Source organism: candidate division KSB1 bacterium, assembly GCA_024655945.1.
Classification (GTDB): domain Bacteria; phylum Zhuqueibacterota; class Zhuqueibacteria; order JANLFK01; family Oleimicrobiaceae; genus Oleimicrobium.
Map to the genome: position 1 here is coordinate 337,224 of JANLFK010000001.1, position 14,530 is coordinate 351,753.

The 14,530-nt window shown below is 62.1% G+C and carries 10 protein-coding genes and 1 pseudogene; 7 read left to right on the forward strand and 4 right to left on the reverse strand.

What is annotated here, in order from left to right; translation table 11 throughout:
- From NUW13_01435 to ltaE, 4 genes are all read right to left on the reverse strand, one after another.
- Nucleotides 1-1,056: a uroporphyrinogen decarboxylase family protein gene (locus tag NUW13_01435; GenBank protein MCR4437691.1), complete on the reverse strand. Its 1,056-nt coding sequence runs from the start codon at nucleotides 1,054-1,056 to the stop codon at nucleotides 1-3.
- 24 nt (nucleotides 1,057-1,080) lie between these two features.
- A complete protein-coding gene (locus NUW13_01440) occupies nucleotides 1,081-2,832 on the reverse strand; it encodes a Na+:solute symporter (protein MCR4437692.1) in 1,752 nt (583 codons plus the stop codon).
- Nucleotides 2,829-3,746: a fumarylacetoacetate hydrolase family protein gene (locus NUW13_01445; protein ID MCR4437693.1), complete on the reverse strand. Its 918-nt coding sequence runs from the start codon at nucleotides 3,744-3,746 to the stop codon at nucleotides 2,829-2,831. Before NUW13_01445 ends, NUW13_01440 begins: the two co-directional genes overlap by 4 nt.
- Nucleotides 3,747-4,194: 448 nt before the next feature.
- Nucleotides 4,195-5,238, reverse strand: coding sequence for a low-specificity L-threonine aldolase (ltaE, locus tag NUW13_01450; GenBank protein ID MCR4437694.1), 1,044 nt, complete (start codon nucleotides 5,236-5,238; stop codon nucleotides 4,195-4,197).
- 401 nt (nucleotides 5,239-5,639) lie between these two features.
- On the opposite strand from ltaE, the gene NUW13_01455 reads away from it, so the two are divergent.
- From NUW13_01455 to NUW13_01485, 7 genes and pseudogenes are all read left to right on the forward strand, one after another.
- On the forward strand, nucleotides 5,640-7,715 hold the full coding sequence (locus NUW13_01455; protein ID MCR4437695.1) for a membrane dipeptidase: 2,076 nt from the start codon (nucleotides 5,640-5,642) through the stop codon (nucleotides 7,713-7,715).
- Nucleotides 7,705-8,730, forward strand: coding sequence for a site-specific DNA-methyltransferase (locus NUW13_01460; GenBank protein ID MCR4437696.1), 1,026 nt, complete (start codon nucleotides 7,705-7,707; stop codon nucleotides 8,728-8,730). The genes NUW13_01455 and NUW13_01460 overlap by 11 nt, the downstream gene beginning before the upstream one ends.
- On the forward strand, nucleotides 8,670-9,908 hold the full coding sequence (locus tag NUW13_01465; GenBank protein ID MCR4437697.1) for a hypothetical protein: 1,239 nt from the start codon (nucleotides 8,670-8,672) through the stop codon (nucleotides 9,906-9,908). Before NUW13_01460 ends, NUW13_01465 begins: the two co-directional genes overlap by 61 nt.
- Nucleotides 9,898-10,469, forward strand: a pseudogene (locus NUW13_01470) (transposase). Before NUW13_01465 ends, NUW13_01470 begins: the two are co-directional and overlap by 11 nt.
- Before the next feature lie 31 nt (nucleotides 10,470-10,500).
- The gene (locus tag NUW13_01475) at nucleotides 10,501-13,008 is read left to right on the forward strand and encodes a DEAD/DEAH box helicase family protein (GenBank protein MCR4437698.1); all 2,508 of its coding nucleotides are present in this window, start codon (nucleotides 10,501-10,503) and stop codon (nucleotides 13,006-13,008) included.
- Nucleotides 13,005-13,184, forward strand: coding sequence for a hypothetical protein (locus NUW13_01480; protein MCR4437699.1), 180 nt, complete (start codon nucleotides 13,005-13,007; stop codon nucleotides 13,182-13,184). Before NUW13_01475 ends, NUW13_01480 begins: the two co-directional genes overlap by 4 nt.
- Nucleotides 13,185-13,267: 83 nt before the next feature.
- Nucleotides 13,268-14,449 carry a peptidase C1 gene (locus NUW13_01485; GenBank protein ID MCR4437700.1) on the forward strand — a complete coding sequence of 394 codons (1,182 nt, stop codon included), beginning with the start codon at nucleotides 13,268-13,270 and terminating at the stop codon, nucleotides 14,447-14,449.
- Nucleotides 14,450-14,530 lie beyond the last annotated feature (81 nt).

The window sequence follows — 14,530 nt, forward strand, 5'->3', positions numbered from 1 at the left end:
CTATGCCTCCAGCGGATAGCGACCAAACTTGTGCACAGTCTCCACCATCGCCGCGAAGTTTTCCACCGGCACATAGTTGGGCACGGTGTTGCCGGAGCCGACGCAATAGCCGCCGCCTGGTCCGACGTCGCGAATGAGCTCCCGCGTGACCTTGGCCACCTCCTCCGGTGTGCCGCGCGCCAGGAGGTCGACGTCCACATTGCCCACCAGGCAGAGACGATGCCCATAGCGCGCCTTCACCTCGCGAATGTCCATGGCTTTCGGCTCGATGGGCTGCAGGGCATTCACACCACGCTCAATGAGGTCATCCATCACCTCCCAGAGGCGGCCGTCCGTGTGGTAGATGAACGGCATCTGTCGCTGGCGGCATAGGTCGGCGATCTTGCGCATCCAGGGGAAAAGATAGGTCCGCAATACGCCTGGGGAACAGAGCAGCCCAGAGTAGAAAGCGATGTCGTCGCTGTAGAACAAGGCCCCGACATTGGGGATATCCGCCATGGTGGCGAACATCCCGTACACAATCCCGCCAATGGTGTCGAAGAGTCGCGCCACCAGCTCTGGGTTCTCGATGAGCGCGTAGGAAAAAGTCTCAAAGCCCATCCGCTCCCAGACCATGGTGAAGATGTCCCCATACTGGCCGATAATCTTCATGCCGTCCGGGAGGAGCTTCTGCACGAGCTCGAAGTTGCGGTAATCGATTTCCTCCGGGCGCGGCCAGCGGTAGCGCTCGAACTCTTCCATGGTGGTGATGACGCCGGCACCCTCGGCACTCCAAGTGCGCTCGCGATCGCTCTGCGAGGCGGAGCTCTGGCGCAACCCCTCCTTAGGTTGGATCTTCGCCGGGTTAAAGTCCACGATCGGAGCAAGGCGGATATAGTCGTAGCCGGCCGCCACGAAAAAGTCCACCTGATCCTTGAGCGTCTCCACCTTGCGCCCTATGTAGCCGCCCATCACGCCCAGGTCGATGGCCAGCTCCAGCAGCGGCACGCGATCCGCCTGTCCGCCAAACAGCGTTCTACGCAGCCGCTCAAAGTCTGGTCCCCAACTCTTGGTCATGACTCTCTCGCCACTCACAAGTTCCTAACGCGCTACCGCCGCGAAGCCCCGGCGCTGCAGGTCACGGTAGAGCAGTACTGCCGCCCCGAGACTGGCCGCCACCAGAAGCAGACCAACGGTAGTGTGCCCGAGTATCAACTTGCCGATGCCGAAAAGGGCTGTGTAAACCAGCGCACAGCCGGCGAGCCAATCCACAAAGTCGCGCCAGAGCGGCTCTGCCGGCCCCGGGTTGCCCAGCTTGTGGCGAATGGGGCCCCAAAGAGGGCCACCCGGCCTTGCCTTTTGGTAAAAGGCCACAAGCCTCTTCTCGTCCACCGGGGGCGTCAGCAGCGTCACGGTCACCCACACTATCGTCGAACAGGCCACCGTGAGGAGCATCAGCACCGCAAAGTCCTGGGGCTGGTCAGCGTTGAGACCAAATCCCAGCTGCAACACCAGCGCCACTGCCAACGAGGCGACCATGGCCGAAATCTCTGACCAGGCGTTGATCCGCCACCAGAACCAGCGCAGGATGTAGACGCCGCCGGTGCCGGCGCCTATGGCGAGCAGCACGCGCCAGGCACCGGAGACGGTATCCATAAAGCTGGTAATCACTGCGGCGATGACCATCATCAACACCGTCGCCCCGCGCGACACGAGTACATAGTGCCGCTCGCTTGCCTCGGGTTTGAGGAAGCGCCGGTAGAAATCGTTGACGATGTAGCTCGCGCCCCAGTTGATGGCCGTGCTGATCGTGGACATGAAGGCAGCGCCAAATGCCATCAGCAGCAGCCCTCTGAAGCCAACTGGGAGCACGCGCACCATAACGTGCACATACCCGGCTTCTTTGTCGGCAAGTCCGGGAAAGAGCACCATCGAAACCAACGCCACGATGATCCACGGCCAAGGCCGCAACGCGTAGTGGGCCACGTTGAACCACAGTGTGGCCAGCAGAGCGTGCTTCTCGTCTCTCGTGGAAAGCATGCGCTGTGCGACCGAGCCGCCACCCCCTGGCTCAGCGCCCGGGTACCACGCCGCCCACCACTGCACGCCAATGTAGACCAGGAAGGCGGACATGGGCATCCATGCCGAGCCAACCCTCGGGAAAAAATCGAGCAGAGCGTGCTCAGCCCCGTACTGCGCCGCCAACTTCTGGGTGAGGCCGGACATCCCTCCTACCTCGTGCAAGGCGAAAAACGCTAAGGCAATGGTTCCCCCCATGGCCAGGCCGAACTGCACAAAGTCGGTGATGACCACGCCCCAGAGGCCGGACATTGTCGAATAGAGAACCGTGAGAGCCACGCAGATGCCCACTGCCACCCAGCGGTCGACGCCAAGACAGATGCCCAGGATCTTGGCCATGGCCAACGTGACCCAGCCGATAACAATGCAGTTGATGGGGACTGCCAAGTACAGGGCACGGAAGGCGCGGAGAATGGCCGCAGGCCTGCCGGCGTAGCGAACCTCGGTGAACTCCACGTCGGTGAGCACCCCCACCCGACGCCAGAGGCGCGCGTAGAAAAAGACGGTGAGCATGCCGCTCATCACAAAGTTCCACCACAGCCAGTTGCCGGCGATGCCATTACGAGCCACCAAGCCGGTGACCGCCAACGGCGTGTCCGAGGCAAAGCTGGTCGCCACCATGGAGGTGCCAGCCAGCCACCAGGGGAGACTTCTTCCGGAGACGAAAAAGTCCGCCATGCTGCTTCCCGCCCTGTCCCGGTAGCGGAGGCCGATAGCCGTGACAAAGACGAAGTAGGCGATGACCAGCGTCCAATCGATCCAGTGCACGGTCATGCGGAGCCTCTCTGTTCACCGGCAGCCACTCGATTGCGCAATACGCCCAACCCTTCGATGGCCGCCTCGACGATGTCGCCGGCTTGCAGAGGCAAGGTGCCCTCCGGCGTTCCAGTGCAGAGGATATCCCCAGGGGAAAGCGTCATGTAGCGGGAGACGTAGCTCACCAACTCCGGGATGGAAAAGACCATCATGCCCACGGTGCTCTGCTGCCGCGTCTGGCCGTTGACGCGCAACTCCATGTGCGCCTGCTGGATGGCGGGCATCTCGTCCCTTGGCACCAGGTAGGGGCCGATGGGACAAAAGGTATCAAAGCTCTTGGAGCGCAACCATGGACGCTTGGCCTCCATGTCGCGGCGCTGCAGATCGCGCGCGGTCACGTCGTTGGCAATGGTGTAACCGGCTACATAGTCCCACGCGGCCGATGCCGGGATATTCTTGCCTCCTTTGCCAATGACCACGGCCAGCTCCAGCTCGTGGTCAACCCGACCCACTCCTGGCGGCAACACAATCGTCCCCTCGTGCGGCAGGAGCGCTGATGGCATTTTTGCGAAAAAGATGGGTTCTTCCGGCACCTGGGCACCCCACTCCTCGGCATGCGCCTTGAAGTTGCGCCCGATGCACAGGATCTTCTGCGGGCGCGCTATGGGCACCTGAAAGCGAATTGCATTATCCAGGCACAGGTCGTCGAGCGGACGGATGCGACGCAGGGTGGCCAGCACTTCGCGGAACGTCTCGCCACTGAAAAAGTCCAGCTCCACCATCAGCTGCAAGAAGTGAAAATCGGGACCGCGCCCCTTGGCCTTGAGGTCCTTGTACATCTCCCACGCATGGGTGAAGTTGAAGCGCCCCTCCTCGGTCTCCACGCCAACGCGAATCTCACCTTTGCGGGTCTGATAGGAAAATGCCTTCACGCTCTGCCTCGACGCATCCATGGGTCAGAAGTTGCCTGACGGCACGCAACGTTGCCAAGTATAGCAATTTGCCGACTAAGTTGCAAGCGGAAAATGGCAAGCGGGTGGCCATGCACGCAGGCTTACCCACAAGCGAAGGGGAAAAGGCAGTCCGAGGCTATCCCTGTGGCGCGGGGCGGAACGACGGTGAACAGCATGGCCCAAAATGTCTCGTCCAGGTGCCAGGACGTTCAGGCTGAGGGCCTACATAAGTCAGGACCCCCAGTCCATGCTGCGCGCCGTCGCTCACAGGCGAGCGAGCCCTCTCAGCCAGACGCGTGCACTGCGAGGCGGAGGTCCCGGCTTCTTCCCACTGCGCAACAGGTGTGAGCCATTGCACGTTTCCGGCCACAAGGCAGGCAAAGAGCGGCCTGCTGGCTTTCTCCGGCAAAGGAACGGCCGCGCCTCTTCAGCTTCTCTTCTTCTTCAGCACCGCCTTGAAGGCAGCGATGGCTAAGTCAATGCCTTCGTCGTCCACATCGAGATGGGTGACCAGACGAATGACGGAGGGGCCGAGGGCTAGACACAGGACACCGTGCTCACGCACCTTGACCACCACCTCAGCCGCACTCAGCCCGGAAGCGCCCACGTCGACGAAAACCATGTTGGTCTGGACGCTTGCCAAATCCACTGCGGCGCCGGGCATTTCCGCCAAGGCCTCGGCCAGTCGTCGCGCGCGCCGATGGTCATCGGCCAGGCGCTCGCGGTGGTGGGCAAGAGCGTACAACCCCGCGGCGGCCATGATACCCACCTGGCGCATCCCTCCACCGAATACCTTCCGATAACGATGCGCCAGCTCGATGAGCTCTCGCGACCCGACGATGAGCGAGCCCACCGGGGCACCCAGCCCCTTAGAGAGGCACACCGAGACCGAATCGAAGGGCGCCGCAAACTCGCGCTCCTTAATGCCGCTGGCCACTGCCGCGTTCCACAGGCGGGCACCGTCCAGGTGCATGCGCAGCCCGGAGCGGTCCGCCACCTCCCGAATCTCACGGATGGTCCGCAGGGGGAAAATGGTCCCCCCTGCCCTGTTGTGGGTGTTCTCGATGCACACCAGCCTGCTGCACGGATAGTGGTGGTCGCCGGGACGCACCGCCCCTGCCACCTGCGCCGCGCTGATCACCCCCCGCACGCCAGGGATGGGGTGGAGCTGCACGCCGGAGAGCATCGCCGGCCCGCCGCCCTCGTAGTGAAAGCTGTGGCTGTCAGCCTCAAGGATCACCTCGTCGCCCGGCTGCGTGTGGCACTTGATGGCAATCTGGTTGCTCATCGTGCCGCTAGGCACGAACAGCGCCGCCTCTTTGCCCAGGAGCTCGGCCACCACCTCCTGCAGTCGGTTGACCGTGGGGTCTTCGCCAAACACGTCATCGCCCACCTCGGCGCGAGCCATCGCCTCGCGCATGCCAGGTGTGGGCTTGGTCACTGTGTCGCTGCGCAAGTCTACCACTTTCACACACTCCTCCGACCTCGCGTGTTGCGCTCCTTGTTTGCGGCAATTGTAACACATTCCAGGCTAAATAGCAAGGAGTTTTCCCAGAGCATTGTGGGCCCACCTGGATCGTGCCCTCGGCCGGCGACGGCATGGCGTCATGCCTCATTCTCTTCCTTTTTCGTGCCCAAAGGCTCGCGGTAGTGTGGTACGTGCCTCCGCCCACCCCGTATCGCCCTTCGCAGCTCTGCCCTTGGCACGGGCGAACTGCCAAGCACGGCGGATTTTCCCCTTGATTTTGTGCCGCAAAATGGTTAAGCTATTGACCGCGCAACGGCGGAGGCCTGCAATGAACAGGCCCGCCAATACAGGGTCCCTTTGACCTCACCTGAGGCCAAGGGCTCAGAAACACGAGGAGACTGCTCATGGGAAAGGGAATTCTGGCCGTTCACGTCGCCACGATAGCGGCCATGCTCGGGTGGAGCCAAGCACTGCTTCCCCAGGAGGACATCAAGGCCAGGGCGAGGTTGATTCACGAGCGCGTCTTGACCATCGACACCCACTGCGACACACCCCTCAACCTGCTGCGTGGCAACTGGGACGTGGGGCAACGCCACCAGCCAGGCAGCCGAGGGAGTGGCAAGATCGACCTGCCGCGCATGAAAGAGGGCGGCCTTGACGCGGAGTTCTTTGCCGTGTTCGTGGCCCAAGGTCCGAGGACGCCCGAGGGGTACGCCAAGGCGCAGGAACGCGCCTTGCAGCTTTTCGAGGCAATTCACGCCGTCTGCGCCCGCTACCCAGAGATGGCCGAATTGGCAACCACCCCCGACGATGCCTACCGCCTGGAGAAGGCAGGCAAGCGGGCCATCTACATCGGCATCGAAAACGGCTATGCCATCGGCAAGGACCTGTCGCTCATCAAGAAGTACTACGACCTCGGGGCGCGCTACATCACCCTGTGCCACACCGCCAACAACGACATCTGCGACTCTTCCACCGATCGCAACGGGCCGGAGCACCACGGACTCAGCGAATTCGGCAAGCAGGTGGTGGCGGAGATGAATCGCCTGGGCATGATGGTCGATGTCTCGCACATTTCCGACGATGCTTTCTACGATGTCCTCGAGGTGAGCAGGGCTCCGGTGATTGCCTCGCACTCCTGTGCTCGCGCCCTGTGCAACAACCCGCGCAATCTGAGCGATGACATGCTGGTCAAATTGGCGCAAAAAGGCGGGGTGATGCAGCTGTGCATCCTGAGCGCCTACGTCAAGGAGACGCCGCCCAGTCCGGAGCGGGAGGCAGCCTTGCGCAAGCTGCGGGAAAAGTATGGCTCATGGGGCCAAATTAGGGACGAAAAGCTGCGTGAGCAACTCCGCCAGGACTGGGAAGCCCTGGACGCCCAGTATCCCGAGCCCAAGGCGACCGTGCAGGACGTGGTGGACCACATCGACCACGTGGTGAAGTTGGTGGGCATCGACCATGTGGGCATCGGCACCGACTTTGACGGCGGAGGTGGCGTGATTGGCTGCGACGACGTCTCGGAGATGCCCAACATCACCCTTGAGCTCCTCAAGCGGGGGTATTCGGAGGAGGACATTGCCAAAATCTGGGGCGGCAACTTCATGCGCGTGTTTAGAGAAGTGATCCAGGAGGCAAAGAGAAAGGGCGGAGTGAGGCCTCATCTGCCTCTGACGATCCAGGACGCAAGCGTGGACACAGGGAAAAGACCGAGAGAGGGCCGACACATGCCGCGGAGAAGGACTCCAGCAGCAGGGGACGACGGGGTGCAGGACTTTCGCCACGGGCAGGCGCGGCGTACGAACAACCCCCCTGCAGGCATTGCGCCCACCTACGAGGTGCGTGAACGCCGCACCACCACCTATGCCTACGACCCCCACCTCGACCCGCAACTGGTCTGGGCGGGCAAACCCGAGCATACCGGGTTCGATGTGGATGTTGTGTCGCTACACATTCACGAGCGGATTTCGGCGCGTGCGATCCTGGATGCTGTCCGTCGGCCCCAGCCGCCGCAGCTTGAGCTGTTCGGCGAGACGCCGCTGCCCGCAGATCAGCAGATTGAGTTTTATCGGCATGAGGTAGACTGGGCCAACCGCCTCATCCTGGGCGATTCCCTCCTAGTGATGAACTCGCTCCTGGTCAAAGAAGGCATGGCGGGCAAGGTGCAGATGATTTACGTGGACCCGCCCTACGGCATCAAGTATGCCTCCAACTTCCAGCCCCGAATCGACCGGCGGGACGTGAAGGACAAGGACGAGGGCCTCACCCACGAACCGGAGCAGATCAAGGCCTACCGGGACACCTGGAAGCTCGGCATCCACTCCTACCTGACCTACCTGCGGGACCGCCTGCTCCTGGCCCGCGAGCTCCTCCACGAGTCCGGCTCCATCTTCGTTCAGATCAACGACGAGAACCTGCACCTGGTGCGGTGTCTGCTGGACGAGGTGTTCGGACGGGAGAACTTTGGCGGTGGTGGCGTTTAGGAAGACGGGTAGCTTGGTCTCGAGAACGATTGATTCTATATCTGATTACCTCCTCTGGTATGCTAAGAACAAGGAACAACTAAAATTCAATCCTGTGTTCTTGTCTGAGGATACGTCGGGAACAGCCGCGCAGTATCGCTATGTAGAGTTGCCCGATGGCCAACGCACTCGCTATGAATTAGGCAGGAGCGTGCCACACGGCTCCAAATCTTTTCAGCCTACTGCTTTACACTCGGCTGAGGCTACCCAAGCCGGTGCGTTTGAATTTGAACTTGACGGGCTAACCTTCGCACCTCCTCTAAATAGACATTGGTCAACCAGTAACGAGGGTATAGCACGGCTGAAAGCCGCAGACCGGATATGGGTTGCTGGCAAGACTCCCAGGTATGTCAGGTACTTGGATGACTACCCTGTGTCGTCATTGACCAATGTCTGGGACGACACAATGGGTGCTGAGGATATGGTCTACGCCGTCCAGACCAACACGAAGGTTGTCGAGCGTTGCATCCTGATGACCACCGACCCGGGCGACCTGGTCTTCGACTCCACCTGCGGCTCCGACACCACCGCCTACTGTGCCGAGAAGTGGGGCCGGCGCTGGATCACCTGCGACACCTCCCGCGTGGCCTTGGCCATCGCCCGCCAGCGGCTCATGACCGCGAAGTTCGACTACTACGAACTGCGCGAGCCCGAGCGCGGTCCTGCCGGCGGCCTCATCTACGAGACCGTGCCGCACATCACCCTGGAGTCCATTGCCAAAAACACCGAGATTGACGCCATCGCCGCCGAATATCAACCGCAGATTGACCAGGCGCTGGCAGATTTGAATGATGCCCTCGTTGGGGTAATTCAACACACGGAACACGTAGGGGCGACCCGGCGGGTCGCCCCCCCGGGGCCGGCCACGCCCCAGATGAATTCACGAGATTGCGCGAATGGGAGGTGCCGCGAGAGGTGCCCCATCCGGTTTGGCCGGGGGAAGGCCAGGAGGCATACCAGAAGCTCCTTGCCCTGAAGCGCTCCGGGAAGCTGGGTGCCGAGAAGGAGGCAGAACCGCTCCTGGAGACGGTCTATCGCTTGACCGGGCACCGTTGGGAGAGCCTGGGCGAGGTGCCCGACCCGATGCCGCCGGAGGACTGGCCCGAAGAGGCCCAAAACGCCCTGTGCCGCTTCTGGGAGCTCAAGCGCCGGAAGCGCCGGGAGATTGACGAGAGCATCCAGCGCAACGCCCCGCAGGAGGTGCTCTACGACCGTCCGAAGGTCGTGCGGGGTGTAGTGCGGGTTTCTGGCCCGTTCACGGTGGAGGCCATCCCCGTGCCGGCGGTGGAGGACCCCACCCAGGCGCCCATCCCGCAGTTTGAGACCGAAGAGGCCCAGGTCCGTGTCTCCGACCGGGGCGGAGATTATCTGACCACCATGATCAACCTGCTCAAGCAGCAGGGCGGGGTGCTCTTCCCCGGCGGCAAGCGGCTGGAGCTCCAGAACCTCCGCCCGCTGAATCTGGGTTACCTCCACGCGGAAGCTGAATCCAGGCAGAACGGCAAGGCCCACCGCGTGGCCGTCAGTTTCGGACCCCAGCACGGGCCGGTCATCGCTCACCAAGTGCAGGAGGCGATCCCTGCGGCCAAGATGAACGGTTACCAGATGCTCATCTTCGCTGGCTTCGCCTTCGACCCGGAGGCGCAGGCGCTCATCCAGAAGGCGCCGGTGGCGGGACTTCAGGTGCATTTTGCCAACATCGCGCCGGACGTCCTGGTGGGCGCTCTCCTCAAGACCACCCGCGCCAGCCAGATCTTCACCGTCTTCGGCCAGCCGGATGTGCGGGTGGAGAAGCGGAAGGACGGCACCTATGTGGTGGAGCTGCGAGGCGTAGACGTTTACGACCCGCTGACGGGTGAGGCACAGTCTACCCGCGGCGAGGATGTCGCCGCCTGGTTCCTGGACACCGACTACGACGGCAAGACCTTCAAGATCGCCCAGGCCTTCTTTCCCGGCGATCCAGACGCCTGGGACAAACTCCAGCGGGCGCTGAAGGCGCAGATTGACCCAGAAGCGTTTGAGAAGATGCGTGGCACCATCTCCTTCCCCTTCCAGGCCGGCGAGCACGGGCGGATCGCGGTGAAGGTGATTGATTTTCGGGGGAACGAGGTGATGAGGGTGGTAGCGTTGGATGGAGGGTACGATGGCCTTTGACCCAGAACGCCACCACCGTCGCACCATTCGGCTCAAGGGCTACGATTATAGCCAGCCCGGGGCGTATTTTGTGACGATTTGCATACAAGATCGTGCGTACCTCTTTGGCGAGATCGTCGATGGGGAGATGCGATTAAACGACGCGGGCCGGATGGTGCATGGGGTGTGGCACGATATGCCCCATCATTATCGGGGTGTGGACATAGACGCATTCGTCGTCATGCCCAACCACATCCACGGCATTATCATCCTCGTAGGGGCAGGCCCCTCTGCCTGCCCCGGGACACGGGGCAACCACGGGGGGTTGTCCCTACGTTGTCATTGCCGGATGGGGTGCACCGGTTCAAAACGATGACGACCAAACGGTACATTGATGGCGTCAGACATTTCGGGTGGACACCATTTCGTGGGCGTCTTTGGCTACGCAACTATTACGAGCACATGATCCGCAGCGAGGAATCGCTGCACCGCATCCGGGAATATATCCTGACCAACCCACTGCGCTGGGCGCTGGATCGGGAAAACCTCAACCGCTCCGGTGCAGACGCCTTCGATGCATAGCTGGATAGTTTCACCAAAGGAGACGGTCTCCATGCTCGTGGATAGCCCCATCCTCAACTCGCCCTTTGAAGAGCCCAGTCGTTACTGGGCATACGAGGAAGGACAACCTGTGCTCAAGGAAGGGCGGCGCGCGGCGGGCTATTACCTCAAGGCGCGCACCCGTGGGCCGCAGACGGCGCTACTTGAGGAAGAGTTCGTCCCGCTGGACCTAGTCAACACGATCCGCGAGCGGATCAAGGCGTGGCGCGAGCGGGGATACCTGGGCGTGACTCCCATCACGCGGCAACTCGTCAACCATTGGAACAACCCCGAGCGGGAGCGCAAGCTCTTCTTCTGCAGGCGGGAGGCCGCCGAGACCCTCATCTGGCTGATGGAAGCCTCCCCGGCAGAAAAGCAGGGGATCGCCATCCCCAGGGACAACGGCCTGGCCCGCTACGCCTGCAAAATGGCCACTGGCTCCGGCAAGACGGTGGTCATGGGTATGGTCATCGCCTGGCAGGTGCTGAACAAGCTCGCCAACCCGCAAGACCGGCGCTTCTCCGACGCGGTGCTCCTGGTCTGCCCCAACCTGACCATCCGGGAGCGCCTGCAGGTGCTGCTCCCCTGGAGGCCCGGCAACTACTACGACAAGTTTGACCTGGTGCCGCGGGGGTTGCTGGAGCGGCTGCAGCAGGGCAAGTTCGAGATCACCAACTGGCATCTCTTCCAGCCCCAGGACGACAGCCGCTCCCGCAGCGTGGTCCAGCGGGGGGTTGAAAGCCATGCCGCCTTCTGCCGCCGGGTGCTCAAAGAACTGGGCAGCAAGCAGAACATCCTGGTGGTCAACGACGAGGCCCACCGCGCCTACCGCCCGGCGCCGCTGCCGGAAGAGGTGAAGGCGCAGCTTTCTGCAGACGAGATCGCGGAGCGGGAAGAGGCCACGGTATGGGGCAGCGGCTATGAGGAAGGCGCCCCGTTTCCTTGGGTCGTGTCGGATTTCGGCCTGGTCGATGCCATCGAGTCGGGCATCGTCAAGATTCCACGCGTACCCGTTGACGACAATACCGGGGCGCTTATCCCCAAATACTTCTGCCTGTGGGAGGCGATCAACCAGGCGCTGCCCGCCTCCGAGCGCCAAACCGCCCGCCGTCGCGCCAAGCCCGAGTCGGTGCTTCGGGAGGCGGAGGGGGCGCTGGCCACTTTAGCGTCGGAGTGGAAGAGGACCTTCGACGCATTCCAGCGCGCCGGATCGCCTGTGCCTCCTGTGCCCATCGCCGTTTGCGACAACACCGACCTATCCAAGCTCATTCACGAGCACATCGCTCGGAGCAACACTCTGCCGGAACTCGCCAACGGCCCAAAAGGAGAGGTCACGTTCCGCATCGACACCAAACTTCTCGCCGAAGCCGAGACGGCCATCGAGGGTGAGACGAAGGCGGAGGCGGCAGAGCGGCTGCGCAAGGTCATGGACACGATCGGCAAGATAGAATGGGAGGGCGAAGGCGATCCTCCCGGCAAACACATCAGGTGTGTGGTCTCGGTCGGCATGCTGAACGAGGGGTGGGATGCCCAGAACGTCACCCAGATTCTGGGCCTGCGGGCTTTCACCTCGCAACTGTTGTGCGAGCAGGTGGTGGGACGGGGCTTGAGGCGGCTCAATTGCGACGACTTCTCGGAGCCCGAATACGTGGATGTCTACGGTGTCCCCTTCGAGGTCATCCCGGTCAAAAAGAAGCCCCTGAGCCATACCGAGGTGCCGAAGGTCGCCACGCTCGTGAGGGCGCTGCCGGAACGGAAGGACCTCGAAATCACCTTCCCGCGCGTGGAAGGGTACATCGTTGATGTACGAAGCCGTATCCGGCTCAACCTGGACGGCGTTCCCTATCTGGAAATCGACCCAGGGAGCGAGCCGACAGAAGTGACAGTCAAGCCGGCGGTGGGCTATCGGATCGGGCGGCCCGACCGGCTGGGGCCGGGGCCGGAGGTGGAGCAGGACCGGAATCCGTTCCACCGCGAGAGGAGGCTCCAGGCGACAGTGTACGAGATTGCGGCGGAGCTTGTGCAGCGGCTCAAAAAGAAGCGCGAGGATTGGGGAGCGAGGCATACCCTCTTTCACCAGGTGCTCAACGCCGTGTGGCAGTATCTGGAAGAGCGCGTCATCCTCAAGCAGGACGTTCCGCTCGAGGAAGTCGCGCTACTCAAGTACAAGCAGCGGATCCTCGAGCGCCTGACCGGCGCCATCGAACCGGATACCGAAACAGGGGAGCCACCCATCCTCCCGGTGATTGAGAGATTCCGCCCGGTTGGTTCGACGAAGTCCTCTTCCGCACCGTGCGCCCCTGCGTCGGCACCACCAAAAGCCACGTCAGCCACGTGGTGCTGGATGCTCCCCAGTGGGAGCACTCGGTGGCGTATCAGTTTGAGCAGATGCCGCAGGTGGTCGCTTACGTTCGCAACGACCACCTGGACTTCACCATCCCCTACGAGTGGCATGGCGTGCAGCACGAGTACCGTCCGGATTACCTCATCCGCTGGCGTTGTCAGGACGGGCCAGAGGTGAAGGTGATCCTGGAGGTAAAGGGCTTCGAAACGGAGCTGGACCGGCAGAAGGAGGCTGCGGCCAGGCGGTGGGTGCGCGCGGTGAACCACCACGGGGAGTTCGGTCTATGGGCATTCCTGCTGTGCCGGGAGCCGGCCAGATTGGGGCAAGTGCTATTGACCGAGGTCAGGACGTGAAGTGCGACCACCGCCCGTCTCATGTGGCTGCACATCGGTCGGCCACAGGATTAAGAGCCGTTAACCAAACCAGGAGGTGAAAAATGAAACCCAACTGGCTGCCTGTTGTCCTCGGCGTGCTTTTGTTTGCAGGAACCGGGAGCTGCCTGGCCCAGGTGGCGCCCGACACGGTGGTCTATAAGGTCACCGAGTTTCAGGGGAAGGAACGTCTCACACTGACCCTCGATTTCTCCACCCTCGCCAAGCCAAGCTCTGTTGAATCCTTCGCCCCACTTTTCCATCTGCCGCCGCTGAGCCAGGGGCGCACCGGCACCTGCTGGGCATTTGCCGCGACCTCGTTCTTTGAGTCAGAGCTCAGGAGGCTGGGACGCGCGGAGACAAAGCTCTCCGAAATGTACACCGTTTACCACGAGTACATCGAAAAAGCCCGCCGTTTCGTGCGCGAGAAAGGAGACTCGAACTTTGCCCAGGGCTCCGAGCTCAATGCGGTGATCGAGCGGATGAAGCAGTACGGAGCGGTCCCTGCCTCTGCCTACCCCGGGCGCAAAGCAGACCAGGAACAACACGACCACAGCAAGTTAGAGCGGGAGATGGCCGACTACCTGCAGTTTGTGAAAAGCCATGAGCTGTGGGACGAAGAGCAGGTGCTCACCCACATCAAGATGACCTTGAACAAGTACTTGGGCGAGCCGCCGACGACCATCACCGTGGGCAAGAAGCGCATGACGCCGCGTGAGTTTCTTGCCAACGTGCTGCGGCTCCCCCTGGACGAGTATGTCTCAGTGATGTCCACCAAGCCGGAGCCCTTCTACACCAAGGCCGAATATAAGGCGCCCGACAACTGGTGGCATTCCAAGGACTACTACAATGCGCCGTTGGATGAGTTCTACGCGGCGCTGAAGAAGGCGCTCGAGCGCGGCTACACCGCTGCCTTAGCGGCCGACACCTCCGAGCCGGGCAAAAGCGGCGAAAACGACGTGGCCATCGTCCCCACCTTCGACATCCCACCCTCCTACATCAACCAAGACTCACGTGAGTTTCGCATCTACAACCGGACCACCACCGATGACCACGCCATCCATGCGGTGGGCTACCAGCGCATAGGCGATCACGACTGGTTTCTGATCAAGGACTCTGGCTCCGCCGCCTTCCGTGGCGAGCACAAGGGCTACTTCTTCTTCCGCGACGATTATGTGCGCCTGAAGGTCCTGGTCTTCATGGTGCACAAGGATGCCATTCCGGAGTTGCTGGCGAAATTCCGGTGAGATAGCGTTTGTGCGCAGGCAGGCGATAGCTCCGGCCTGCCTGACGACGCCACGCGCGGGGGTGTCGGGAAGTGACCGGCG

Bases quoted from the DNA above. Each gene is read 5' to 3' on its own strand.
- NUW13_01485 (MCR4437700.1), top strand. From the start codon at position 13,268: ATGAAACCCAACTGGCTGCCTGTTGTCCTCGGCGTGCTTTTGTTTGCA.
- NUW13_01455 (MCR4437695.1), top strand. From the start codon at position 5,640: ATGGGAAAGGGAATTCTGGCCGTTCACGTCGCCACGATAGCGGCCATG.
- NUW13_01435 (MCR4437691.1), bottom strand. From the start codon at position 1,056: ATGACCAAGAGTTGGGGACCAGACTTTGAGCGGCTGCGTAGAACGCTG.
- NUW13_01475 (MCR4437698.1), top strand. From the start codon at position 10,501: ATGCTCGTGGATAGCCCCATCCTCAACTCGCCCTTTGAAGAGCCCAGT.
- NUW13_01440 (MCR4437692.1), bottom strand. From the start codon at position 2,832: ATGACCGTGCACTGGATCGATTGGACGCTGGTCATCGCCTACTTCGTC.